This is a genomic window from Providencia sp. JGM181 (assembly GCF_018257375.1).
GTDB lineage: Bacteria > Pseudomonadota > Gammaproteobacteria > Enterobacterales > Enterobacteriaceae > Providencia > Providencia lanzhouensis.
In genome coordinates this window covers 19,156-40,670 of the sequence record NZ_JAERJY010000009.1, presented here as the reverse complement: position 1 = coordinate 40,670, position 21,515 = coordinate 19,156, and the positions used below count along the sequence as shown (strand labels likewise).

Annotated in this window: 21 protein-coding genes; 15 read left to right on the top strand and 6 right to left on the bottom strand. The window is 44.0% G+C overall.

Going from position 1 to position 21,515, the window contains the following annotated elements:
* Positions 1-31: 31 nt before the first annotated feature.
* Positions 32-604 carry a lytic polysaccharide monooxygenase gene (locus JK188_RS02990; RefSeq protein ID WP_211885646.1) on the top strand — a complete coding sequence of 191 codons (573 nt, stop codon included), beginning with the start codon at positions 32-34 and terminating at the stop codon, positions 602-604.
* Positions 605-758: 154 nt separating this feature from the next.
* The gene (gene tus / locus JK188_RS02985; protein WP_211885647.1) at positions 759-1,664 is read left to right on the top strand and encodes a DNA replication terminus site-binding protein; all 906 of its coding nucleotides are present in this window, start codon (positions 759-761) and stop codon (positions 1,662-1,664) included.
* A 59-nt stretch (positions 1,665-1,723) separates the two neighbouring features.
* Here the strand turns inward: tus and fumC are convergent, their stop codons facing one another.
* The gene (gene fumC, locus JK188_RS02980) at positions 1,724-3,121 is read right to left on the bottom strand and encodes a class II fumarate hydratase (RefSeq protein ID WP_211885648.1); all 1,398 of its coding nucleotides are present in this window, start codon (positions 3,119-3,121) and stop codon (positions 1,724-1,726) included.
* Between the two features lie 178 nt (positions 3,122-3,299).
* On the opposite strand from fumC, the gene manA reads away from it, so the two are divergent.
* The 3 genes from manA (at position 3,300) to add (ending at position 7,375) form a co-directional block, all read left to right on the top strand.
* Positions 3,300-4,475: a mannose-6-phosphate isomerase gene (gene manA / locus JK188_RS02975; RefSeq protein WP_211886416.1), complete on the top strand. Its 1,176-nt coding sequence runs from the start codon at positions 3,300-3,302 to the stop codon at positions 4,473-4,475.
* Between the two features lie 108 nt (positions 4,476-4,583).
* Positions 4,584-6,224: a YdgA family protein gene (locus JK188_RS02970; RefSeq protein ID WP_211885649.1), complete on the top strand. Its 1,641-nt coding sequence runs from the start codon at positions 4,584-4,586 to the stop codon at positions 6,222-6,224.
* A gap of 149 nt (positions 6,225-6,373) precedes the next feature.
* Positions 6,374-7,375, top strand: coding sequence for an adenosine deaminase (gene add / locus JK188_RS02965; protein WP_211885650.1), 1,002 nt, complete (start codon positions 6,374-6,376; stop codon positions 7,373-7,375).
* Positions 7,376-7,553: 178 nt separating this feature from the next.
* Here the strand turns inward: add and JK188_RS02960 are convergent, their stop codons facing one another.
* Together JK188_RS02960 and JK188_RS02955 are read right to left on the bottom strand one after the other, a co-directional pair.
* A complete protein-coding gene (locus JK188_RS02960) occupies positions 7,554-8,531 on the bottom strand; it encodes a bile acid:sodium symporter family protein (RefSeq protein ID WP_211885651.1) in 978 nt (325 codons plus the stop codon).
* A 222-nt stretch (positions 8,532-8,753) separates the two neighbouring features.
* Positions 8,754-9,797, bottom strand: a complete 1,044-nt coding sequence (locus tag JK188_RS02955; RefSeq protein WP_211885653.1) for an oxidoreductase — start codon at positions 9,795-9,797, stop codon at positions 8,754-8,756.
* Between the two features lie 129 nt (positions 9,798-9,926).
* On the opposite strand from JK188_RS02955, the gene JK188_RS02950 reads away from it, so the two are divergent.
* The 10 genes from JK188_RS02950 to osmB all read left to right on the top strand — a co-directional run bounded on the left by JK188_RS02950 (position 9,927) and on the right by osmB (position 19,153).
* On the top strand, positions 9,927-10,367 hold the full coding sequence (locus tag JK188_RS02950; RefSeq protein ID WP_211885655.1) for a DUF2569 domain-containing protein: 441 nt from the start codon (positions 9,927-9,929) through the stop codon (positions 10,365-10,367).
* Positions 10,368-10,454: 87 nt separating this feature from the next.
* The gene (gene rsxA, locus JK188_RS02945; RefSeq protein WP_036952315.1) at positions 10,455-11,036 is read left to right on the top strand and encodes an electron transport complex subunit RsxA; all 582 of its coding nucleotides are present in this window, start codon (positions 10,455-10,457) and stop codon (positions 11,034-11,036) included.
* Positions 11,036-11,638: an electron transport complex subunit RsxB gene (gene rsxB / locus JK188_RS02940; RefSeq protein ID WP_036952312.1), complete on the top strand. Its 603-nt coding sequence runs from the start codon at positions 11,036-11,038 to the stop codon at positions 11,636-11,638. The genes rsxA and rsxB overlap by 1 nt, the downstream gene beginning before the upstream one ends.
* Positions 11,631-13,544 carry an electron transport complex subunit RsxC gene (gene rsxC, locus JK188_RS02935; protein ID WP_211888625.1) on the top strand — a complete coding sequence of 638 codons (1,914 nt, stop codon included), beginning with the start codon at positions 11,631-11,633 and terminating at the stop codon, positions 13,542-13,544. The genes rsxB and rsxC overlap by 8 nt, the downstream gene beginning before the upstream one ends.
* A gap of 11 nt (positions 13,545-13,555) precedes the next feature.
* On the top strand, positions 13,556-14,635 hold the full coding sequence (rsxD, locus tag JK188_RS02930; RefSeq protein WP_211885667.1) for an electron transport complex subunit RsxD: 1,080 nt from the start codon (positions 13,556-13,558) through the stop codon (positions 14,633-14,635).
* Positions 14,636-14,644: 9 nt separating this feature from the next.
* Complete coding sequence (gene rsxG, locus JK188_RS02925) at positions 14,645-15,274, top strand: electron transport complex subunit RsxG (RefSeq protein WP_211885668.1); 630 nt, start codon at positions 14,645-14,647, stop codon at positions 15,272-15,274.
* Entirely contained in the window at positions 15,274-15,990 is a 717-nt protein-coding gene (locus tag JK188_RS02920) for an electron transport complex subunit E (protein ID WP_211885669.1), read from the top strand. The genes rsxG and JK188_RS02920 overlap by 1 nt, the downstream gene beginning before the upstream one ends.
* Positions 15,991-16,009: 19 nt before the next feature.
* Positions 16,010-16,651 carry an endonuclease III gene (gene nth, locus JK188_RS02915; protein ID WP_036956562.1) on the top strand — a complete coding sequence of 214 codons (642 nt, stop codon included), beginning with the start codon at positions 16,010-16,012 and terminating at the stop codon, positions 16,649-16,651.
* Between the two features lie 121 nt (positions 16,652-16,772).
* Positions 16,773-18,716 (top strand): exoribonuclease II, encoded by a 1,944-nt coding sequence (locus JK188_RS02910; RefSeq protein WP_187129136.1) that lies wholly within the window; start codon positions 16,773-16,775, stop codon positions 18,714-18,716.
* Between the two features lie 230 nt (positions 18,717-18,946).
* Complete coding sequence (osmB, locus tag JK188_RS02905; RefSeq protein WP_006659769.1) at positions 18,947-19,153, top strand: osmotically-inducible lipoprotein OsmB; 207 nt, start codon at positions 18,947-18,949, stop codon at positions 19,151-19,153.
* A gap of 80 nt (positions 19,154-19,233) precedes the next feature.
* On the opposite strand, the gene yciH is transcribed toward osmB, so the two are convergent.
* The 3 genes from yciH to lapB are packed head-to-tail and all read right to left on the bottom strand — an operon-like array spanning position 19,234 to position 21,512.
* Positions 19,234-19,560 (bottom strand): stress response translation initiation inhibitor YciH, encoded by a 327-nt coding sequence (yciH, locus tag JK188_RS02900; RefSeq protein WP_211885671.1) that lies wholly within the window; start codon positions 19,558-19,560, stop codon positions 19,234-19,236.
* The gene (pyrF, locus tag JK188_RS02895; RefSeq protein WP_132495989.1) at positions 19,557-20,294 is read right to left on the bottom strand and encodes an orotidine-5'-phosphate decarboxylase; all 738 of its coding nucleotides are present in this window, start codon (positions 20,292-20,294) and stop codon (positions 19,557-19,559) included. Before pyrF ends, yciH begins: the two co-directional genes overlap by 4 nt.
* 45 nt (positions 20,295-20,339) lie before the next feature.
* Positions 20,340-21,512 carry a lipopolysaccharide assembly protein LapB gene (gene lapB / locus JK188_RS02890; RefSeq protein ID WP_211885672.1) on the bottom strand — a complete coding sequence of 391 codons (1,173 nt, stop codon included), beginning with the start codon at positions 21,510-21,512 and terminating at the stop codon, positions 20,340-20,342.
* Between the last annotated feature and the right edge of the window lie 3 nt (positions 21,513-21,515).

Sequence of the window (21,515 nt, the reverse complement as noted above, 5' to 3'; positions counted from 1 at the left end):
TATATAAATTAATCAATGATGAGGATCTTCAATGAAAAAATTATTATTATTTCCTTTATTACTCTGCTATAGCTACTTTGCCCTGCCTCATGGCTATATCGAGTATCCCGCAAGCCGAGCTTACCTGTGTAAATTACAAACCAATAAAAACTGTGGCGCTATCCAGTATGAACCTCAGTCTGTTGAAGGGTTGAAAGGTTTTCCTCAAAAAGGGCCGGCTGACGGTAAAATTGCCAGTGCAGGTGTGCCCGCATTCTCGCCTATCGATGTTCAGCATCCTTCTCGTTGGACTCGTATGTTAATAGAAACGCCTGATTTTGATTTTTTCTGGCGATTAACGGCGATCCACAAAACAACGAAATGGGAATATTTTATTACACGGAAAGATTGGAACCCAAGTGAACCATTAACCCGAGCGCAATTTGAATTAACGCCATTTTGCAAGTACGAAAAAATAGAGACGCCAGCGAGTTTAGTGCAACACAATTGCAGGCTCCCCCAAGATTACCAAGGCTACCATATTGTTTTGGGGGTTTGGACCATAAATGATACGGCCAATGCATTCTATCAAGCCATTGATATAGAAATAGATTATAAGCAATAACAGCAAGAAAAAACCATGATGGGATAGTATAATACCCTACCTCGCTATCCCTTAACTTCCTGATTAAGCCTGTTGATAAACTGAGATGTTAATGCTAGTTTTGTTTTACAAACATAAAGAATGTTGTAACTAAATATAAGGTTGTATACCTCAAATGTCCAAACAACAGTTAATTAGCTCATTCAATCTATTAGAGTCGAATATTAATCTGCTATGCCAATTGCTTCAGGCGCAAAAAGACGTCAATGCGGCCGTATTTAGTTTACCTGAAACCCTTAAAGGGGAAGAAAACAATGAAGTCAATTCTATCTTTGTGGATAAACATACGGGAAACGATGCAATAGCCCAAACAATAGAATTATTTAAGCTTTTGTTTATTCATAAAAAATCAGAATTGGTTAGCAATAAAACGGCAATACGTTTACCTGGAGCGATTTGTTTAGCGCCCTCTTATGCAGAATATAAACAATTTCAGCAGTTAATCTCCGATATCAACCAGTTAAAAATAGATATAAAGCAAATAGTGACCAATATTGATGAAGCTCATCGGTTTGAATTTATAAGAGAAAGCTTGCATGGGCTACTTACGCTGAATACCTATCGAACCCTCACCTCTGTTGTCGACCCCGACACTATTCGTTTTGGGTGGGCAAATAAGAAAGTGATTAACAAAGTGACTCAAGAAGAGATGCTCAACCGTTTACAAGCCAGTTTAGAAAGCGGAAGAACACCGGCTCATTTACAGCGCGAACATTGGCAGTTGCAGTTAGAAACTGAGATCCAGTTAATTCGCTCCCTTCCCCATGATTGCATTCTAAAAACACAGCGTCCGGTAAAAGTTCAACCTATAGCCCGAGTTTGGGACAAAGAAACTCAGAAACAGACGCAATATCCATGTGCGACGCCGATATTGGTTTTTGCTGTCGATAAAACGTTGGGTGACATAAAACTGGGTGAGCTGGCGGATTATCATCAAGACAGCATCGCACTGCGTAATCGCCCAAAAGCCAAACCTGTTGAATTACTGATACCGCGCCTAAATCTGTATATAGAGCGATGAAAAAAGCCCCTGCCTATTTCTAGTACAGGGGCTAAAAACGTTATCTTAGATAAAGATAATTACGATTTCATGCTACCAACCATATCTTCTGGACGAACCCACTCATCAAATTGAGCTTCAGTTAAGTAGTTCAATTTCAGTGCAGACTCTTTCAGCGTCAAGCCTTCTTTATGCGCTTTTTTCGCAATTTCAGCTGCTTTGTCATAACCGATATGGGTATTTAACGCAGTTACCAGCATCAGAGATTCGTGCAGTAATTTCTCGATACGCTCACGGTTTGGTTCGATACCTTCCGCACAGTGTTCGTTGAAGCTACGCATACCATCTGCTAATAAGCGGATAGACTGTAAGAAATTATCGATAACCATTGGACGGAATACGTTCAATTCAAAGTTACCTGAAGCCCCACCAATGTTAACTGCAACATCGTTACCCATCACTTGAGCGCATAGCATGGTTAATGCTTCACACTGAGTTGGGTTCACTTTGCCTGGCATGATTGAGCTGCCTGGTTCGTTTTCAGGGATCGAGATTTCGCCGATACCACAACGAGGACCTGATGCTAACCATCTAACATCGTTAGCAATCTTCATTAAAGAAGCTGCTAAGCCTTTTAATGCTCCGTGTGCGTGGACTAATGCATCACAGGTTGCTAATGCTTCAAATTTGTTCGGTGAGGTCACAAACGGTTGGCCCGTTAATTCAGCAATTTTCTTCGCAACACGAACCGCATATTCAGGGTGAGTGTTTAACCCTGTACCGACCGCAGTACCACCTAATGCAAGCTCGCAAACATGCGGCACTGCATTTTCAATGTGTTTTTCATTGTGAGCTAACATCGCCGCCCAACCTGAAATTTCCTGACCCAATGTTAATGGCGTTGCATCTTGTAAATGCGTACGACCGATCTTAACAATGTCTTTGAATTCTTTTGCTTTCGCATCGAGGGTTTTATGCAGAACTTTCAGTTCTGGCAGCAAATGTTCACGCATCGCGACAACGGCCGCCACGTGCATTGCTGTTGGGAAGACGTCGTTAGAGCTTTGGCTCTTGTTAACATCGTCATTTGGGTGGATCAGACGGTCGTTACCGCGCTGTCCGCCGAGGATTTCGCTACCACGGTTAGCAAGAACCTCATTCATGTTCATGTTACTTTGAGTACCAGAACCAGTTTGCCAGATAGCGAGAGGGAATTCTGTTGGATGCTTGCCAGCAAGGACTTCGTCTGCCGCAGCGATAATCGCATCACCGCGATTTTTTGGCAGTAAACCTAAATCCATGTTCACGCTTGCAGCCGCTTTTTTAGTGACAGCTAATGCGTGGATCAGAGCAACAGGCATTTTCTCTACAGAGATACGGAAATGTTCTAAAGAACGCTGCGTTTGCGCGCCCCACAAGTGGTCAGCAGGTACTTCAATTGGTCCCATTGAGTCTTTTTCAATGCGAGTGGCTGCCATTACTAGCTCCTTAGGTACATATTCAGAATAATTAATTTTAGAATCATCTGCTTGCAGGTAAGCAAATAACCGAGCAGTATAATGCCACAAATTGAATTTCATTTATGAGACTTGGTCGAGCTTATTGTGCTGTAGTAAAAAGGAAATTAGTTGATTTTTGCAAAAAGAGAGTTTTGATATGCTAAAAATGATAAACCAAATCCAACACTATGATTGGGGAAGTAAAACTGCCCTCAATGAATTGTATGGTTATCCTAATCCGGATAATTTACCTATGGCTGAACTTTGGATGGGCGCTCACCCCAAAGCCAGTTCTAAGGTCATATCCCCCTTAACGCATCAGAAAATCTCGTTAAATGACTTCATTAAAGAAAACCCAGAGAAAATACTGAGCAAGCATATTGCCGAGCGCTTTGGTCGATTACCTTATTTATTTAAAGTGTTGTGTGCAGCTCAGCCTCTATCCGTTCAGGTTCATCCAAATAAACATGATGCAGAAATAGGATTTGCTAAAGAAAATGCGCAAGGGATCCCTTTAGATTCTCCTATACGTAATTATAAAGATGATAATCATAAACCAGAGCTGATTTATGCATTAACGCCTTTTAAAGCAATGAATGCATTTCGTCCTATAGATGAGATTGTCGAATTATTTAGCTTTATTGCAGCCGCACACCCTGAAATTCAACTTTTCGTTCAAACGCCAAGTGAAGAACGACTTAAAAAATTATTTGCACAGATTCTTAATTTGACAGGCGAACAAAAAGATCTTGCTATAGGGGTATTAAAAGCCGCATTAAATAGTAAACAAGGTGAGCCTTGGAATTCAATTAAACAAATGGTGAACTTATATCCAGACGATAATGGTTTATTTACACCTTTAATGCTAAATATCGTTGAATTACAACCAGGTGACGCCATGTTCTTAGCCGCTAGAACCCCTCACGCCTATTTAGAAGGTGTCGGGTTAGAAGTGATGGCTAATTCAGATAACGTTTTACGGGCTGGATTGACCAGTAAACATATCGATGTTAAAGAACTGGTTGATAATATTGATTTTAAATCAATTAAAGCTGAAGATTTGTTCAACATTCCCGAAAAATCTGGAAATGTCTGGAAATATAAGATCCCAGTAGAAGATTTTTCATTTAATATATATTCTATTGACTGCTCTGGGTTATCCATAACTAACCATGTTGCTTCAATTTTGTTTTGTATTGAAGGTAAGTTAGTATTGCGATCAGGTAATCAAGAAATAAACATAAATTCTGGTGAATCTGTTTTCTTACCTGCTTATGAGGATAACATTTCTATTAAAGGAAATGGTCAATTAGCCCGAGTATTTAATTTTTAGGTCGTATTCTGTATTTAGCCGTTGGTACACACAGCCAAACGGGTAATAAAACTTATATTATTTTTACATAAGTACGTTTTGTACGTACTGAAAGGATGGATGTTGATAATGAAAAAGTCATTAGTTGCGGTAGGTGTTATCGTTGCTCTGGGCGCAGTATGGACTGGCGCATCATGGTACACAGGTTCAAAAGTCGAAGCTGAACTGAATAAAGTGATTACGAATTCCAATGCGTTTATCACCGCTAACGATCCAAGTGCTGATGTTGTCTTTAAATTAGAGAACTACAAACGTGGTGTGTTCTCTTCTCAAGCTGACATCGTCATTACTTCAACCACTTCTGCTGACGAAAACATCGTCTTTAAAGCGGATATCTCACACGGTCCACTGCCATTATCTCAAGTCGCTAAATTCAACCTGATGCCAAAATTGGGCGCAGTGAATGTTGAATTAGCGAACACCAAAGTGACTAAAGAGCTGTTTGAAGCGACTAAAGGCAAGCCATTCATGCATGGTTCTGCAGTTATCGGCTACAGCAAAAACGTGGATTCTAACATTGAGTTGATCCCACTTGAGTACACTAAAGATGACGGTAAATTCTCTTTCAGTGGCGCTAAATTTGATATCGCAACGGGTTCTGACTTAAGCACCGTTGATGCATCTTTAGTGACTGATAGCTTAGTCATTAGCAGCACCAAGGAAGAAGGCTCTATCACCATGAAAGGCCTGAAACTGGTTTCTAACGTAACGAAATCTCAACACGGCTTCTATACTGGTACTCAATCTTTCGTGATCGCAGATACTGATGTTAGTATCCCTGAAACTAAGTTCTCGTTCAAAAACTTAGACGTTTCAAGTGATACTTCTATCAACGGTGATGATGTTAAAGGTAACATCTCTTACAAAATCAGCGATGTAAAAGCGTTAGAGCAAAACTTAGGTTCTGGTGAGCTGACGGTTGCTATCGAGAAATTAGATGCGAAAGCATTAGGCAAATTTGTTGAGCAATACAACCAAGCACTGGCTGATGGCTTAGCAACAGGCAACCCAGGTGAAGTTAGCGAAAAAATCGCAATGCAGATGATGACCACGACTCTGCCTGAGCTGATGAAAAGCAAGCCTGTATTCACTGTGAGCCCGTTCTACTGGAAAAACGACGCTGGTCAAAGTTCTATCGACCTGAGCATCACATTCAACAAGTGGAATCAAGACGAAATCACTGCGTTAGCAATGCAAAACAAAGTGGATGAAGCGTTCAAACAACTGATCACTTCTTTCGACTTCAGCATGAAACTGAACAAGCCAATGATCATTGAGTCAATGACTCAAGCGATGATCTTAGATGGTGGCGTAGCAGTATCAGCAGAAGACAAGAAAGCGGTTCAAGAACAAGTTTCTGAAGAGTTCGCAGGCGTTCAACAAATGCTGACTGCGGATATGTTCTCTAACCCGTTCGAAGAAATGTTCATGACTGATGAACAACGTGCAGAAAAAGCGAAAGAGAAAAAACACCCTTGGATGATCGACAGCGAAAACGATTTAACCATGACTGTTAAATTCTCTGGTAACGACCTGACCTTCAACGATGACAAATATACCTTAGCTGAATTCTTAACTAAGATGAAAATGATGCCGGGCGCAGAAGATGAAATGGGTTACGAAGAAGAAGCTCAACCAGCTGATGGTGCAGAAGTTGCAGAACCTGCAATTGAAGCAGAACAACCAGCAGAAGCGCCAGCTGCACAGTAATTGATTCTTAAGATAATTTTCCCTTAAGATAAATCAAGTAAACGCCAGTCACACAGACTGGCGTTTTTCTTTTTATCACCCTCTTTTTCATTGATTTTTACTCAATTACAGACAAAATGGAGGTAATATATCTATAAGGATCATTTATTGTGATAAACAAACAACTCCCACTCACGGATTTACACCGCCACCTTGATGGCAATATTCGCCCAGAAACCATCCTTTCCCTTGCACAACAACATCATATTCAGCTTCCCGCCGATGAAATTGAAGCATTACGCCCTCACGTTCAAATTATGGGACAAGAAGCCGATTTAGTGGGCTTTCTGACTAAATTGGATTGGGGTGTTGCTGTCCTCGCAGATTTAGATGCTTGTAAGCGCGTCGCATATGAAAACGTGGAAGATGCGTTCAACGCAGGCATCGACTATGCAGAGTTGCGTTTCTCCCCTTACTATATGGCCATGAAACACCAACTTCCTGTTGAAGGTGTTGTGGGCGCAGTTATTGATGGCATTGCTGCGGGTTGTCGCCAATATAATATTCAAGTTAACCTGATTGGCATTCTAAGCCGTACATTTGGACAGCAAGCCTGTGCCATAGAATTAGACGGTCTTCTTGCTCATAGAGATAAACTGTGCGCTCTCGATTTAGCGGGTGATGAGTTAGGATTCCCTGGCGCCCTATTTGAAGAACATTTTACCAAAGCGCGTAATACAGGGCTCAATATCACTGTTCATGCAGGAGAAGCCGCGGGTGCAGCCAGTATTTGGCATGCGATCAAGCATTTAGGCGCTCAGCGTATTGGTCATGGTGTAAAAGCCATTGAAGACCCTGAACTGATTGAGTTTTTAGCCAAGAATAACATTGGTATTGAAAGCTGTTTAACTTCAAATATTCAAACCAGCACCGTCCCTTCACTGGCTCAGCACCCATTGAAAACGTTTTTATCTCACGGTGTATTAGCATCCATTAATACCGATGACCCTGCTGTTCAAGGTATCGAGCTACCTTACGAATATAATGTGGCTGCACCGCAAGCGGGCCTAACACAGGCTGAAATTGAACAGGCTCAACGTAATGGTTTAACCATGGCATTCCTTTCTGACAGCGAAAAAGCTGCGTTAATGCGTAAAGCAGCCAGCCGATAATCCCCGTTATAACCGCCTATAACCAATCCTAGGGCAGATCCCCTTACTGCCCTATTTAACCTTTCAATGTTTCAAATAATCTCTGCTGCTAATTTATTTTATAGTATTAAACCTATTGGTATGTTGTAACTAAATTAGCATATTAATAAAGGCAGCCATCGCTGCCTCATCGTGTTAATTACTGTTTTTCTAATCGTTTGGCATATTTCTGGGCTATCACCGCACACACCATTAATTGAATTTGATGGAAAATCATTAATGGCAGCAAAATAATCCCCACTGTTGCCGCTGGGAATAAGACGTTCGCCATCGGCACCCCGTTCGCTAAACTCTTTTTCGAGCCACAGAACAGGATGGTAATTTCATCTTCTTTGCTAAATCCAAGAAGGCGCGCTGACAGCACGTTAATCACCATCACCACGACTAACACAACGCAAGAAACTAATGTAATGATAAACAATGAATAAGCATCGATAGTTTGCCAGATCCCCTCCACTACCGCTTCACTGAACGCCACGTAAACCACCAGAAGAATTGATGATCGGTCGGTGGTATTCACCAATCGTTTATGGCGATTAATCCAGTTAGCAATTAACGGACGGCACAAATGTCCGACAATAAACGGCACCATTAATTGCAGCATAATTGAGCCAATTGCATTTAGCGTATCCATGGCTTGGCTGCCGTCGGTATCCATTAGTACTCCCACCAAAACAGGTGAAAGGAAAACCCCTAAAATACTGGATGCCGAAGCGCTACAAATCGCGGCAGCAACGTTACCCCCTGCTACCGAGGTAAATGCAATTGCTGACTGCACGGTTGCCGGCAATGCGCATAAATAAAGGAATCCCATATACACCGTCGGTGACATCCAATGAGGCACCATGAAACGTAACGCAATACCAATAATGGGAAAGAGAATAAAAGTGCTAGCAAATACCAGTAAATGAAGCCGCCAGTGCCCCATCCCTGCAACAATAGATTCTCTGGATAACTTAGCTCCATGCATAAAGAACAGTAGCGCAATTGCCGCTGTAGTTAAGTGCTGAAAAACGGTTTTGACTTCCCCTTCACAAGGAAAAATACTGGCGATAACAACTACGCCAATCATGATCAACAGAAAAGAGTCTATTTTAAGTTTTGCTAATAAATTCATTCGATTTTCCACAAATAAAAAGCCAGGTTTCACTCTGGCAATATGTTGCTAACAAAGAGGGATAAAAGCGTGGTTTTTCCCTCTTTGTGTTATCAGGCGAAAATCAATGAATTGATTTTCCTCGTTGATTATTGCAACCAAAAATAGCGATTTTCAAACCAATTAGGTCTGAAAATCGTCTAAAGCCAGGTTTCACTCTGGCTTTATCTTCAACGTTGAACCTTAGAAAATATTTTCGATGGTACGTTTTTCTTTCGCTGATTGAATACCGGCTTCAATCAGTTTCATAATCTCGATGGCTTCACTTGGCGTTACTGGATTTGGCTTACCGAGACGGATAGCGTCATGAATAGCTTCATAATAGCCGCCATAGTTGCCTTTTTCATTGTTCCACGGCTTCGTCACCATTTCATCACCTTGTGACAGGGTCACAACTCCATGATTCGGATCTTCCCCCCAATGCTCTCCTTGCGGAATCGCGCCGCTTTTTAACGCATCTTCTTGAGTATCCAGACCATATTTCACGTAGCTGCCCTTCATCCCATGAATGGTATAGATTGGCATTGGTGCAGCGGCAAGCGTCGTTGAGTGTAGAACCACTTTTTTATCTGCGTAATCCAGCATTGCATGGAAATAATCCACCGCTTCCGCACCTGGACGAATAATACCAAGATCCACCGTAATCGCTTTTGGCTTGCCAAAATATTGTAGAACTTGGTCAATAACGTGTGGTCCTAAATCGTACCAAATCCCTGCTCCGGGAATATTGGCCTCACGCCAGCGTTGCCTAACCACGGGACGAAAACGGTCAAAATGAGATTCATAATATTTAATCTCACCTAAACAGCCATCTTGCAGGATTTTTTTCACGGTACGATAACCAGAATCCCAGCGACGATTATGATATACCGACAACAATTTACCTGCTTTTTCAGCGCGTTGTTGTAAATCTTCGGCTTCTTTAACGTCGAGCGTAAATGGTTTATCAACCACCACATGCTTACCCGCCGCTAGCGCTTTACAGGCTAATGGGTAGTGAGTGTCATTCGGGGTTGGGATCACCACCAGTTCAATTTCAGCATCCGCGAACAGCTCTTCGGGTGTCCCCACCACCTTAACATTAGGATGGTCGGCATGAACTTTGCTCGCATCGCTACTGGAGATTGTGGTTAGTTCAAACTCCTCTAACATGGCTAAAAATGGGGCATGGAAAGTTTTGCTGGCATAACCGTACCCGACAATCCCAACTTTAATTGGCTTGGACATGTTGACCTCACATTAGTGGCATATTTTGCTATTTTAAAAAAGTACCATCAGAATGAATCAATTAGCAAATAAATCTATGATAGGATTATTATTTATCTGTACTATTTAGTGATAACGGATCCCTTATTTATGACTTCTGTTTATAACGCAGACCGCATTACTGGCTGGCTATTAGTCCCCGCTAGCTATTTACTGCTGACATTATTTGCTGCTTGCAGCATGACTGTGATGTACTGCATTAAGTTTTATGAGATAGTGACTACCGTTGAAAGCTGGAGTAGTTTCATTACTCCTCAGTGGTATTTATCATTCGCTATCAGCCTCGCTATGTCACTGTTTAGCGTGCATGTAGCGCAATTGATGTTTAAACGTTCTCGCCAATTCCCCCGTCGTTTTACTATCTGGTTATTAGCATTAATGTTAATCGGGCTAAAAACCTTCGCCTTTTCCCCGATTGATGACCAGACAGCCTTGCAAATCCTTGCATGGCCACTCTTAGGGGCTGCTTTTTTCGTCCCGTATATGAAAGTTTCTAAACGCGTGAAAATGACTTTCACACAAGATCGATAAGCATCACAAAAATAGCTTTGATATCATAGCCTCCGTTAAACTGACTGCGGTCAGTTTTTGGGCTTTTTTCTCTCTTCAGGCTATGACATGACCGACTATCTTCTACTTTTTATTGGGACAGTGTTAGTCAACAACTTTGTCCTCGTTAAATTCTTGGGATTATGCCCATTTATGGGTGTATCAAAAAAACTAGAAACTGCCATTGGGATGGGGTTTGCGACAACGTTCGTGATGACTCTCGCCTCTATTTCTTCGTGGCTAATCGATACGTTGATCTTAATCCCGCTGGATTTAGTCTATCTGCGCACACTGAGCTTTATCCTTGTGATTGCTGTCGTTGTGCAATTTACCGAAATGGTTGTGAGAAAAACCAGCCCAACGTTATACCGCTTATTGGGGATCTTTTTACCGCTGATCACCACTAACTGCGCGGTTCTTGGGGTGGCCTTATTAAATATCAACCAATCCCATAATTTCTTGCAATCTGCGGTCTATGGCTTTAGCGCCGCCGTCGGATTCTCTTTTGTGATGGTACTTTTCGCGGCTATTCGCGAGCGTTTGGCTGTCGCAAATGTCCCAGCGCCTTTTAAAGGTTCGTCAATTGGCCTGATCACAGCAGGGTTAATGTCCCTCGCATTTATGGGCTTTAGTGGTTTGGTGAAATTCTAATGATGTCTTTGTGGATTGCGATTGGCATATTAGCCGTTTTCGGGCTGATCTTTGGTCTGATCTTAGGCTATGCCTCATTACGTTTTAAAGTTGAAGAAGACCCGATTGTTGAAAAACTGGATGCGATTTTACCGCAAAGTCAGTGTGGTCAATGCAGTTATCCGGGGTGCCGTCCCTACGCAGAAGCCGTTGCCAATAACGGTGAGATGATTAACAAATGTGCCCCTGGCGGCGAGCAAGTGATGCTCAAAATAGCCGAATTGATGAACGTAGATCCTCAGCCGATTGATGGCGATGAAGAGGCACAAAATCCCGTTCGTAAAGTGGCGGTCATCGATGAAGAAAACTGTATTGGTTGCACCAAATGTATTCAAGCTTGCCCTGTGGATGCCATTGTGGGCGCCACTCGCGCTATGCATACCGTGATTGAAGATTTGTGTACAGGCTGTGACCTGTGTGTAGCCCCTTGCCCTACGGATTGTATTGAAATGGTACCGGTTAAAACCACAACCGCTAACTGGAAATGGGATTTAAACACCATTCCTGTTAAAAACATTACGGATGTACCTCTTTCTTCAGTTAAAGAGGGTTCCCATGCTTAATTTATTTAAGTGGTTGAAAAAAGATAATGTTTGGGACTTCGATGGTGGCATTCACCCGCCAGAGATGAAACTGCAATCCAGCCAAACGCCTATGCGAGTGGCTTCCGTCCCTGACGAATTGATTATTCCGCTACAACAGCATTTAGGACCTGAGGGTGAACTGATTGTTAAGGTTGGTGACACCGTCCTTAAAGGGCAGCCGCTCACCAAAGGTTCCGGTCGTACCGTACCGGTTCACGCCTCAACATCAGGAACCATTGTTGCCATTGAACCCATGGTGACTGCGCACCCTTCAGGGTTAAAAGAGCTGTGTGTCAAAATTAAATCGGATGGTTTAGATACTTGGGCACCTTTGCAACCCGAGCCTAATTTCCAACAACTTTCACGTGCCGATTTACTCAATAAGATTGAACAAGCGGGTATCGCCGGTCTTGGTGGTGCAGGCTTCCCGACAGCATCCAAGCTAGCGGGCGGGAAAGATGCCATTAAAACATTGATTATCAATGCTGCTGAGTGCGAGCCGTACATCACCGCAGATGACCGATTAATGCAGGAACACGCCCAAGAGGTCATCGAAGGTTGCCGCGTTTTACAACATTTGCTCAATCCAGACCAAGTGCTGATTGGTATTGAGGATAATAAACCTGAAGCTATCAAGGCATTAAAACGTGCACTGACGCCTATAGATACACAGATTTTTGTACGCGTGATCCCAACTAAATATCCATCAGGTGGCGCGAAACAGCTCACAAAAATCTTAACCGGAAAGGAAGTCCCTTCTGGCGCTCGTTCATCTCAAATCGGCGTGCTAATGCAAAACGTCGGTACCGCTGTTGCCATTAAACGCGCAGTGATTGATGGACAACCACTGATTGAACGTGTCGTAACAGTGACGGGCGAAGCGATTAAACAGCCTGGTAACTTCTGGGCGCGTTTAGGCACCCCAGTTAAGCACCTGCTTCAACAATCTGGTTTTGAACCTGAAAGTGAGCAAATGGTGATTATGGGCGGCCCATTAATGGGCTTTACGCTGCCGGATCTGAATGTGCCAGTGGTGAAAATCTGTAACTGTTTATTGGTTCCTACCCAAGAAGAAATGGGTGAAAAGCCAGTCGAAGAAGCCTGCATTCGTTGCGGTTTATGTGTTGATGCCTGCCCTGCGGGATTACTGCCCCAGCAATTATATTGGTTCAGTAAAGGCAACGAACACGAAAAAGCGCAAAAGCATAATCTGTTTGACTGCATTGAGTGTGGCGCTTGCGCTTATGTTTGCCCAAGTAATATTCCGTTGGTGCAATATTATCGCCAAGAAAAAGCTGAAATTCGCGAGATAGACCAAGAGGAACGTCGTTCCGCGGAAGCAAAACTGCGCTTTGAAGCCAAACAACAGCGAATGGAACGTGAAAAACTGGCCCGTGAAGAGCGCCATAAAAAAGCAGCTGTTCAAGTGGATACCGCGGATAAAGACGCGGTTAATGCGGCGCTGGCTCGTGTTAAAGCGAAGAAAGCCTCAACCTCTGAACCAATAAAAATTATTTCGGGCGAATTGCCGGATAATAGTGCCGTTATTGCAGCAAGAGAAGCGCGTAAAGCCCAAGCTCGTGCGAAGCAAGCACAAAAAGTCGCGGACCAAACTCAATCTGATAACTTAGTTATTGCAGATGGCGCTGAGGGTGATGACCCACGCAAAGCTGCCGTCGCTGCTGCAATTGCTCGAGCGAAAGCGAAAAAAGCGGCTGCGCAACAAACTTCAGAGCCTGTTGTTGAAGCGCCTGCTGAAGCCACTGAGGAAGTCGACCCGCGCAAAGCTGCCGTCGCCGCTGCGATTGCCCGAGTTAAGGCAAAAAAAGCCGCTGAACAGCGACCTACAGAACAACAATCAAACGAACAAACCACCACAGAGTAAGTGATAAACAGATGAAATTTAGACCGCTTGATAGCAAAGCACGCCGTTTAAAAATTGCTAGCGCCCCATTTACTCATGATAACCAAAGTACCAGTCAAGTCATGTTTTGGGTTCTGCTTGCCGCTATCCCCGGCATTGCAGTGCAAACCTATTTTTTTGGTGTTGGAACCTTATACCAAATCGCCATTGCGATGGTCACTGCCGCAGTAACAGAAGCCATCTCCATCCGCTTACGCCAGCAACCTGTGCTGCCTGTTTTGAAAGATAATTCCGCGATTGTTACCGCGTTATTACTGGGTGTGAGCTTACCGCCACTATCACCTTGGTGGCTGATTGTGTTAGGCACTGTATTTGCCATTATTATTGCTAAGCAATGCTACGGTGGCTTGGGACAGAATCCATTTAACCCTGCTATGGTCGGTTATGTGGTGTTGCTGATTTCATTCCCAGTGCAAATGACGAACTGGTTGCCTCCTCAAGAATTGCAACAGCTACATATTTCTGGTTTTGATAGCTTGATGGTGATCTTTAGCGGGCATACCTCGACGGGAATAACACTGGATCAATTACGTACCGGTATTGATGGTATGAGCCAAGCGACTCCGTTAGATAGCTTTAAAACGGGCTTACTCACCCATTCCATTTCCGATGTACTACAGCAACCAATCCTGCAAGGCTCTTTAGCCGGTATCGGTTGGCAGTGGGTGAACCTTGCCTATCTGGCAGGCGGATTAATTATGTTAAGCCGCCGCATTATTAGCTGGCACATTCCCGTGGCATTTATTGGTACCTTAGCCCTACTCGCTGTGATTAGCTGGTTAATTGACGATAGCCGCTATTCTCCGCCATTAATCCAATTGCTGTCCGGTGCGACAATGTTGGGGGCATTCTTTATTGCAACCGACCCAGTCACCGCATCGACAACGCCAAAAGGACGAATTATTTTTGGTGTGTTAATCGGCTTCTTAGTGTGGGTGATCCGCGTTTATGGCGGCTATCCTGATGCCGTGGCCTTTGCTGTCTTGCTTGCCAATATCACCGTACCATTAATCGACCACTATACGCAGCCTCGTGCGTATGGACATAAGTAAGGAGCCAGCATGTTAAATACAATGCGCCGTCATGGCACAATCTTGGCTCTGTTCGCGGCAGGTACAACTGCACTGAGCGCCGCTGTATATACGCTAACGAAAGATATCATTGCAGAACAAGCCGCTATCGTGCAGAAGAAATTACTCGACCAAGTGGTGCCTGAATCCTTATATGACAATGAGCTCGCCAAAGAGTGCTATCTGGTCACCAATGAAACTATACTGGGAAATAAACTTCCTCGACATCTGTATATTGCCCGTAAGGATGGTCAGCCTGTTGCTGCGGCTTTAGAAAGCACGGCTCCCGATGGATATTCCGGCGCAATTCATCTGTTAGTTGGTGCAGATTTTAAAGGCAATGTTTTGGGTGTACGCGTCACAGAACACCATGAAACACCAGGGCTTGGGGATAAAATTGAAACCCGCATTTCTGATTGGATCACCCATTTTACGGGCAAAAAGTTAGAGTCTGCGCAAGACCCTCATTGGGCAGTGAAAAAAGATGGTGGTGATTTTGATCAATTTACAGGCGCCACAATCACGCCTCGTGCGGTTGTCAATGCCACAAAACGTACCGCGGCATTTATCCAAACGGTACCTGAAGAATTAGCGAATTACCCAATTTGTGGGGATGAATAATGAGTAGCGAAACTAAAGAATTATTTGCACAAGGGTTATGGAAGAATAACTCTGCATTGGTACAACTACTGGGGTTATGCCCATTATTAGCGGTATCATCAACAGCGACTAACGCATTAGGCTTGGGGCTAGCAACGACCCTCGTTCTCGTCTGCACTAACGTAGCAGTATCCGCATTTCGTCGCTGGGTTCCTGCTGAAATCCGTATTCCTATTTATGTGATGATTATCGCCTCCGTGGTGAGCGCCGTACAAATGCTGATCAACGCCTATGCGTTTGGTTTGTATGAGTCTCTGGGGATCTTTATTCCGCTGATTGTCACAAACTGTATCGTCATTGGACGCGCTGAAGCTTATGCATCTCGCAACACAGTTCCTTTATCTGCCATCGATGGCTTGGCGATGGGATTAGGAGCAACAGCCGCACTGTTTGTACTAGGTGCTATGCGTGAAATTCTTGGTAACGGCACCTTGTTCGATGGCGCTGACCTACTGCTAGGTTCATGGGCAAAATCGTTACGTGTGGAAGTCTTACACCTTGACTCACCCTTTTTACTCGCTATGCTGCCACCGGGCGCGTTTATTGGCTTAGCCTTGATGCTAGCCGGTAAATACCTTATTGATGAAAAAATGAAAAAGCGCGCGGCGCTAAAATCAGGTCAACAACCTGCTCGTGAATACCAAAAAGAACAAGGTTGTGGCACTCATATTTCTTAAATTTGAAGCTTTGTGAGCAATGAATAAAACTAAACGAATCGAAATTCTCACTCGCCTGCGCGATAACAATCCTCATCCGACAACGGAGCTAGAATTTAGCTCCCCTTTTGAATTACTGATTTCGGTGCTGCTGTCTGCGCAAGCCACCGATGTCAGCGTCAACAAAGCGACGGCAAAACTTTATCCAGTCGCCAATACGCCAGAGCAAATGGTCGCTCTCGGCGTTGATGGCATCAAAGAGTATATTAAAACCATTGGATTATTTAATACCAAAGCCGAAAGCGTCTATAAAACCTGCCAGATCCTGATTGAAAAGCATCATAGCCAAGTCCCTGAAAACCGCGAGGCATTAGAAGCCTTGCCGGGTGTTGGGCGTAAAACGGCAAACGTTGTGCTCAATACCGCCTTTGGCTGGCCGACCATTGCCGTTGATACCCATATCTTCCGCGTGTGTAATCGCACCAAGTTTGCTCCCGGCAAAGATGTTGTGGAAGTCGAGGAAAAACTATTAAAAGTGGTTCCTGCTGAATTTAAAGTCGACTGCCACCACTGGTTTATTCTCCATGGTCGTTATACCTGTATCGCCCGCAAACCGCGCTGCGGATCTTGCATCATTGAAGATCTTTGCGAGTTTAAAGATAAAATTTACCCTGAAAATTAATCAACTTAGCCCAAGATGCGAATTTCCACACAGTTATAAAGTCATTCGCATTTTTTTCTTGCTCTAAGACTTTGTCTTACGCAACAATAGAGCCAAACTCAACATAAAATAAACGGTAAGTATGTTTCAAGACAACCCATTATTAGCGCAACTCAAACAAACGTTGCATGCCAAAACACCTCGCGTCGAAGGTCTGGTAAAAAGCACTGAAAAAGGTTTTGGCTTTTTAGAAGTCGATGGACAAAAAAGCTATTTCATTCCACCGCCGCAAATGAAAAAAGTGATGCACGGGGATAGAATTTCTGCCGCTGTTCATACGGATAAAGACCGTGAATTTGCCGAGCCTGAAGAGCTTATCGAGCCATTCCTTAACCGTTTTGTTGGTAAAATTCAGAAGAAAGATAACGACAATCGCCTGTTCGTTATTCCTGATCACCCACTGCTAAAAGATGCTATCTCCTGTCGCCCAATCAATGGTATCACTCATGAATTTAAGCAAGGTGACTGGGTTGTCGCAGAAATGCGTCGCCATCCATTAAAAGGCGACAAAGGTTTCTACGCAGAAATTACAGAATATATTACCTTCGGTGATGACCATTTCGCACCGTGGTGGGTTACGTTACGCCGTCACCAATTAGATCGCGCTGAACCTGCAATGGTGGAAAGTGAGCGTGATGATGAAGGCTTAGAACGTCTTGATTTAACTGACCTTCACTTTGTCACCATCGACAGTGCAAGCACTGAAGATATGGATGATGCGCTGTATATCGAGAAAACAGCTGAAGGCAACCTGAAACTGTATATCGCGATTGCCGACCCAACCAGTTATATCAAAGAAGGCAGTGAGCTGGATAAACTGGCATTAGCCCGTTCATTCACTAACTACCTGCCAGGCTTCAACATTCCAATGTTGCCTCGCCAGCTGTCTGATGATTTATGTTCACTGCGCCCGAATGCTCGTCGCCCTGCTCTAGTTTGCGTTACGCAGATCCTGCAAGACGGTGCCATTGATAGCAATATTGAGTTCTTCAGTGCGTGGGTTGAATCTAAAACTAAGTTAGTTTATGACGAAGTTTCTGATTGGTTAGAAGAAACGGGTTCTTGGAAACCACAATCTGACGCTGATACTCAGCAAATCCTGCTATTAAAAGAGATGGCTGATAAGCGCTTACAGTGGCGCCATGATAACGCCTTAGTCTTCAAAGATAGACCGGATTACCGTTTTGTTTTAGACGAAAATGGCAACGTGGTGGATATCGTCTCAGAAAGCCGTCGTACCGCAAATCGCATTGTTGAAGAAGCGATGATCACCGCTAACTTATGTGCGGCTAACGTGCTGAAAAACAAATTAGGTTTCGGTGTGTTTAACGTCCATATGGGCTTTGAGCCTCTGCAAATCGAGCAAGTGGTTCAGACCTTGAAAGATAATGGCATCGAAGCAAAAGGCGAAGAGCTATTAACCCTTGAAGGCTTCCGTCAATTACGCCGCCTCTTGGATTCACAGCCGACTCAATTCTTAGACAGCCGTATTCGTCGCTTCCAAACCTTTGCGGAGGTGAAAGCGGATCCGGGTCCTCACTTTGGTCTAGGCTTTGACGCGTATGCCACATGGACATCGCCAATTCGTAAATACACCGATATCGTCAACCACCGCTTGCTGAAATCGATTATTGCGGGCGCACCAACACCAGAAAAACCAACTGAAGAGCTGTCTCTTAAGCTGGCAGAACGCCGCCGTGCTAACCGTATGGCTGAGCGTGATGTGGGTGATTGGCTATATTCCCGCTATCTGAAACCGTTTGAAGGCACTGATACTAAATTCCCTGCGGAAATTATCGATATTACTCGCGGTGGTGTGCGTGTGCGTTTAGTGGATAATGGCGCCGTTGCCTTTATTCCTGCCCCATTCCTTCACAGTGTTCGTGATGAAATTCAATGCAGCCAAGAGACTGGCAGTGTGCTAATCAAAGGCGAAAAAGCCTATCAATTAAACGATATTATTGATGTCAATATCGCCGAAGTGCGTATGGAAACCCGTAATATCGTGGCTCGCCCAGCCGCGTAGTCATTCTCCATTTCGTATCAAAAAAGCCATTACTTATGAGTAATGGTTTTTTTTTATATGGTCAAAATACATTCAATATGAATGAGTTAGCATTTAATGTTAAACATCTAACATTTCTTGACATTTATTTCTGATTATTCCGATCCGCCTATTCTTTTTTCATGATATTTTAATTCGGCTATATGCTGATACGTAATTATCATTATAAAAAATAAGTTGGAGTAAACATCATGAAACGCATCCTCTCTTTTGTCATTATCGCAACGGTGGCGCTGGGTCTCAGTGCTTGTTCAAATATGTCAAAACAGAATAAAAACACAGCGATTGGAGCGACTGTCGGTGCTGTTGGAGGCGCAATATTAACGGATGGAAGCGCACTGGGCACAGTAGGCGGCGCGGCTATCGGCGGGATTATTGGACATCAAGTGAAGAAGTAAATTTAACACACACTTTAATGACAAATGGGGGAATATTTCCCCCATTTTTATTAGGATGGTTATTTCTTAAATACTGCTAATTAACCACCTGCTAATTTAACTTGGTAGCCTTTGACTTCCAGTAATTGTTTCAGCAAGTCACGCTTATCACCTTGGATTTCGATATCACCGTCTTTTACTGCACCGCCGCAACCGCATTTTTTCTTTAACTCAGCGGCCAGCTTTATCAATTCCGCATCATCCAGATCTAAGCCCGTCACAACGCAAACCCCCTTGCCTTTACGACCGGATGTTTCACGGCGAATACGCACGATACCATCGCCTTTTGGACGCTCGGCTTTCGGTTTTTCTTCCTCAATGCGTCCTATATCTGTGCTATAGACGAGACGGCTGTTAGCGTCACTCATGCGATATCCTTAATGGATTGGTTAATTTGTTGTAGGGTCAGCGCTGGGTCTTCACTACGGGTGATCGGGCGCCCAATTACCATATAATCGACACCTGCTTCAATCGCTTGTTGTGGGGTCATAATACGACGCTGGTCACCTACTTCGCTGCCTACAGGACGAATACCTGGCGTGACTAACTTGAATTCTTGCCCGCATACTGCTTTTAGCGCTTTTGCTTCGTGTGCTGAGCACACAACACCATCAAGACCACACTGCTTAGTTAACAGCGCTAAACGCTCAGCATGCTCTGCTGGCGTTAAGTTAATACCAACACCCGCTAAATCTGAGGCATCCATACTGGTTAATACGGTGACAGCTGTTAATAAAGGAGCGTCTTTACCGTAGCTTTCAAGAGCTTGGCGTGCCGCTTCCATCATTCGTGCGCCGCCGCTAGCGTGAACATTCACCATCCAAACGCCCATTTCTGCCGCTGCGGAAACCGCACGAGCAACCGTATTCGGAATATCATGGAATTTAAGATCCAAAAAAACATCAAAACCACGGTCATGGAGTGACTTAACAAATTGAGGACCATTAAATGTGAACATCTCTTTGCCCACTTTCAAGCGACAGTCGCGCGGGTCAATCCTATCCACAAATGCAAGTGCGGCATCCGCAGTTTCATAGTCTAGAGCCACAATGATAGGCGAGTCAGTGTTTACGCGAACGAGGTTCTCAGTTGAGGAGATCATTTCATAGCCTTTATTGAGTATTGTCAGAAATTATAAGTGACGCTGTCACTGACCATCCAGCCCGCGAATTGGCTTGATGGTGTCCCAAGAGCGACAAGATGGACAGTGCCAATAGAGCGAACGGGAGGTAAAACCACATTTGTGGCAACGGTAATCCGGCTTAGTACGAATTTGCTCACCCACCATTTTACGCAACAAAATCAAGCTCTCTTTGGCTCGACCTTCTTCCGCTTCCGCCAGATGGTAATCCATCAAACGGTAGAATAAGCGCATGGTTGGATGGCGCTGAATTTGGTCATTGATATAGCTAGCAGCCGCTTCATGATTCTGTTTTTCAACGATAATATCGGCGAGATAAAGCTCGGCAATGGCACCTGTATTTCCATCAACACATTGACGTAAATAGCTTTCCCAGCCTTCCGCCAGCCCAGTGTGTCGATAGCATTCGTACAGCATTGGCAGTGTTTCAGAAACCAGTTCTCTATCTTGATGATAAACCTGCACTAAGGCAGAAATCGCTTTATCATAATTGCCTTGCTCGATAAAAATACGCCCTTTCATAATCGAAACGCGTGCGCAGTTTTTATCCGCTTGCTCGCCTTTATTTAATAGGCTTAAGGCCTCGTCGATATCATCACTCGCCAATTCTTGAGTCGCTAACTCACAGTAGAAGTGGGCGATTTGTTCCCGTAGCTCTTCAGCGCCTAATTTCACCAGCTTGGTTGCCGTTTCAATGGCTTTGCCCCAATCACTGGTTAACTGATAAATCGATAACAAAGATTGCAGCGCACTCTGTTTAAAGTCCACTTCATCGGTTAATTGCTGGAACATGTTTTCAGCGCGGTCATACACACCAGCGGTCATATAATCACGACCAAGCTGTTGAGTGGCCAATAAACGTTGTTCAAAAGACAGTGCTGCACTTTCCACCAGCGATTGGTGAATTCGAATCGCGCGTTCAACTTCGCCACGAGAACGGAATAAGTTACCGAGAGTTAGGTGAGCCTCAAAGGCGGAGCTATCTTCCGTTTTGAGCATTTCGAGGAATAAATCAACGGCTTTATCCTGTTGATTAGATAATAGGAAGTTCACGCCTGTCACGTAGTCACGGGACAAGCGATTTGCATGCTGCTGCTTATCTTGCTGAGCACTTCTGCGCCCCATGTACCAACCATATGCAGCGGCAACAGGTAGCAACAGAAAAAGCAACTCGAACATTGA

Excerpts from the sequence above, each read along its gene's own strand:
- JK188_RS02990 (WP_211885646.1), top strand. The coding sequence starts at position 32 with ATGAAAAAATTATTATTATTTCCTTTATTACTCTGCTATAGCTACTTT.
- tus (WP_211885647.1), top strand. The coding sequence starts at position 759 with ATGTCCAAACAACAGTTAATTAGCTCATTCAATCTATTAGAGTCGAAT.
- fumC (WP_211885648.1), bottom strand. The coding sequence starts at position 3,121 with ATGGCAGCCACTCGCATTGAAAAAGACTCAATGGGACCAATTGAAGTA.
- manA (WP_211886416.1), top strand. The coding sequence starts at position 3,300 with ATGCTAAAAATGATAAACCAAATCCAACACTATGATTGGGGAAGTAAA.
- JK188_RS02970 (WP_211885649.1), top strand. The coding sequence starts at position 4,584 with ATGAAAAAGTCATTAGTTGCGGTAGGTGTTATCGTTGCTCTGGGCGCA.
- JK188_RS02960 (WP_211885651.1), bottom strand. The coding sequence starts at position 8,531 with ATGAATTTATTAGCAAAACTTAAAATAGACTCTTTTCTGTTGATCATG.
- JK188_RS02955 (WP_211885653.1), bottom strand. The coding sequence starts at position 9,797 with ATGTCCAAGCCAATTAAAGTTGGGATTGTCGGGTACGGTTATGCCAGC.
- JK188_RS02950 (WP_211885655.1), top strand. The coding sequence starts at position 9,927 with ATGACTTCTGTTTATAACGCAGACCGCATTACTGGCTGGCTATTAGTC.
- rsxA (WP_036952315.1), top strand. The coding sequence starts at position 10,455 with ATGACCGACTATCTTCTACTTTTTATTGGGACAGTGTTAGTCAACAAC.
- rsxB (WP_036952312.1), top strand. The coding sequence starts at position 11,036 with ATGATGTCTTTGTGGATTGCGATTGGCATATTAGCCGTTTTCGGGCTG.
- rsxC (WP_211888625.1), top strand. The coding sequence starts at position 11,631 with ATGCTTAATTTATTTAAGTGGTTGAAAAAAGATAATGTTTGGGACTTC.
- rsxD (WP_211885667.1), top strand. The coding sequence starts at position 13,556 with ATGAAATTTAGACCGCTTGATAGCAAAGCACGCCGTTTAAAAATTGCT.
- rsxG (WP_211885668.1), top strand. The coding sequence starts at position 14,645 with ATGTTAAATACAATGCGCCGTCATGGCACAATCTTGGCTCTGTTCGCG.
- JK188_RS02920 (WP_211885669.1), top strand. The coding sequence starts at position 15,274 with ATGAGTAGCGAAACTAAAGAATTATTTGCACAAGGGTTATGGAAGAAT.
- nth (WP_036956562.1), top strand. The coding sequence starts at position 16,010 with ATGAATAAAACTAAACGAATCGAAATTCTCACTCGCCTGCGCGATAAC.
- JK188_RS02910 (WP_187129136.1), top strand. The coding sequence starts at position 16,773 with ATGTTTCAAGACAACCCATTATTAGCGCAACTCAAACAAACGTTGCAT.
- osmB (WP_006659769.1), top strand. The coding sequence starts at position 18,947 with ATGAAACGCATCCTCTCTTTTGTCATTATCGCAACGGTGGCGCTGGGT.
- yciH (WP_211885671.1), bottom strand. The coding sequence starts at position 19,560 with ATGAGTGACGCTAACAGCCGTCTCGTCTATAGCACAGATATAGGACGC.
- pyrF (WP_132495989.1), bottom strand. The coding sequence starts at position 20,294 with ATGATCTCCTCAACTGAGAACCTCGTTCGCGTAAACACTGACTCGCCT.
- lapB (WP_211885672.1), bottom strand. The coding sequence starts at position 21,512 with ATGTTCGAGTTGCTTTTTCTGTTGCTACCTGTTGCCGCTGCATATGGT.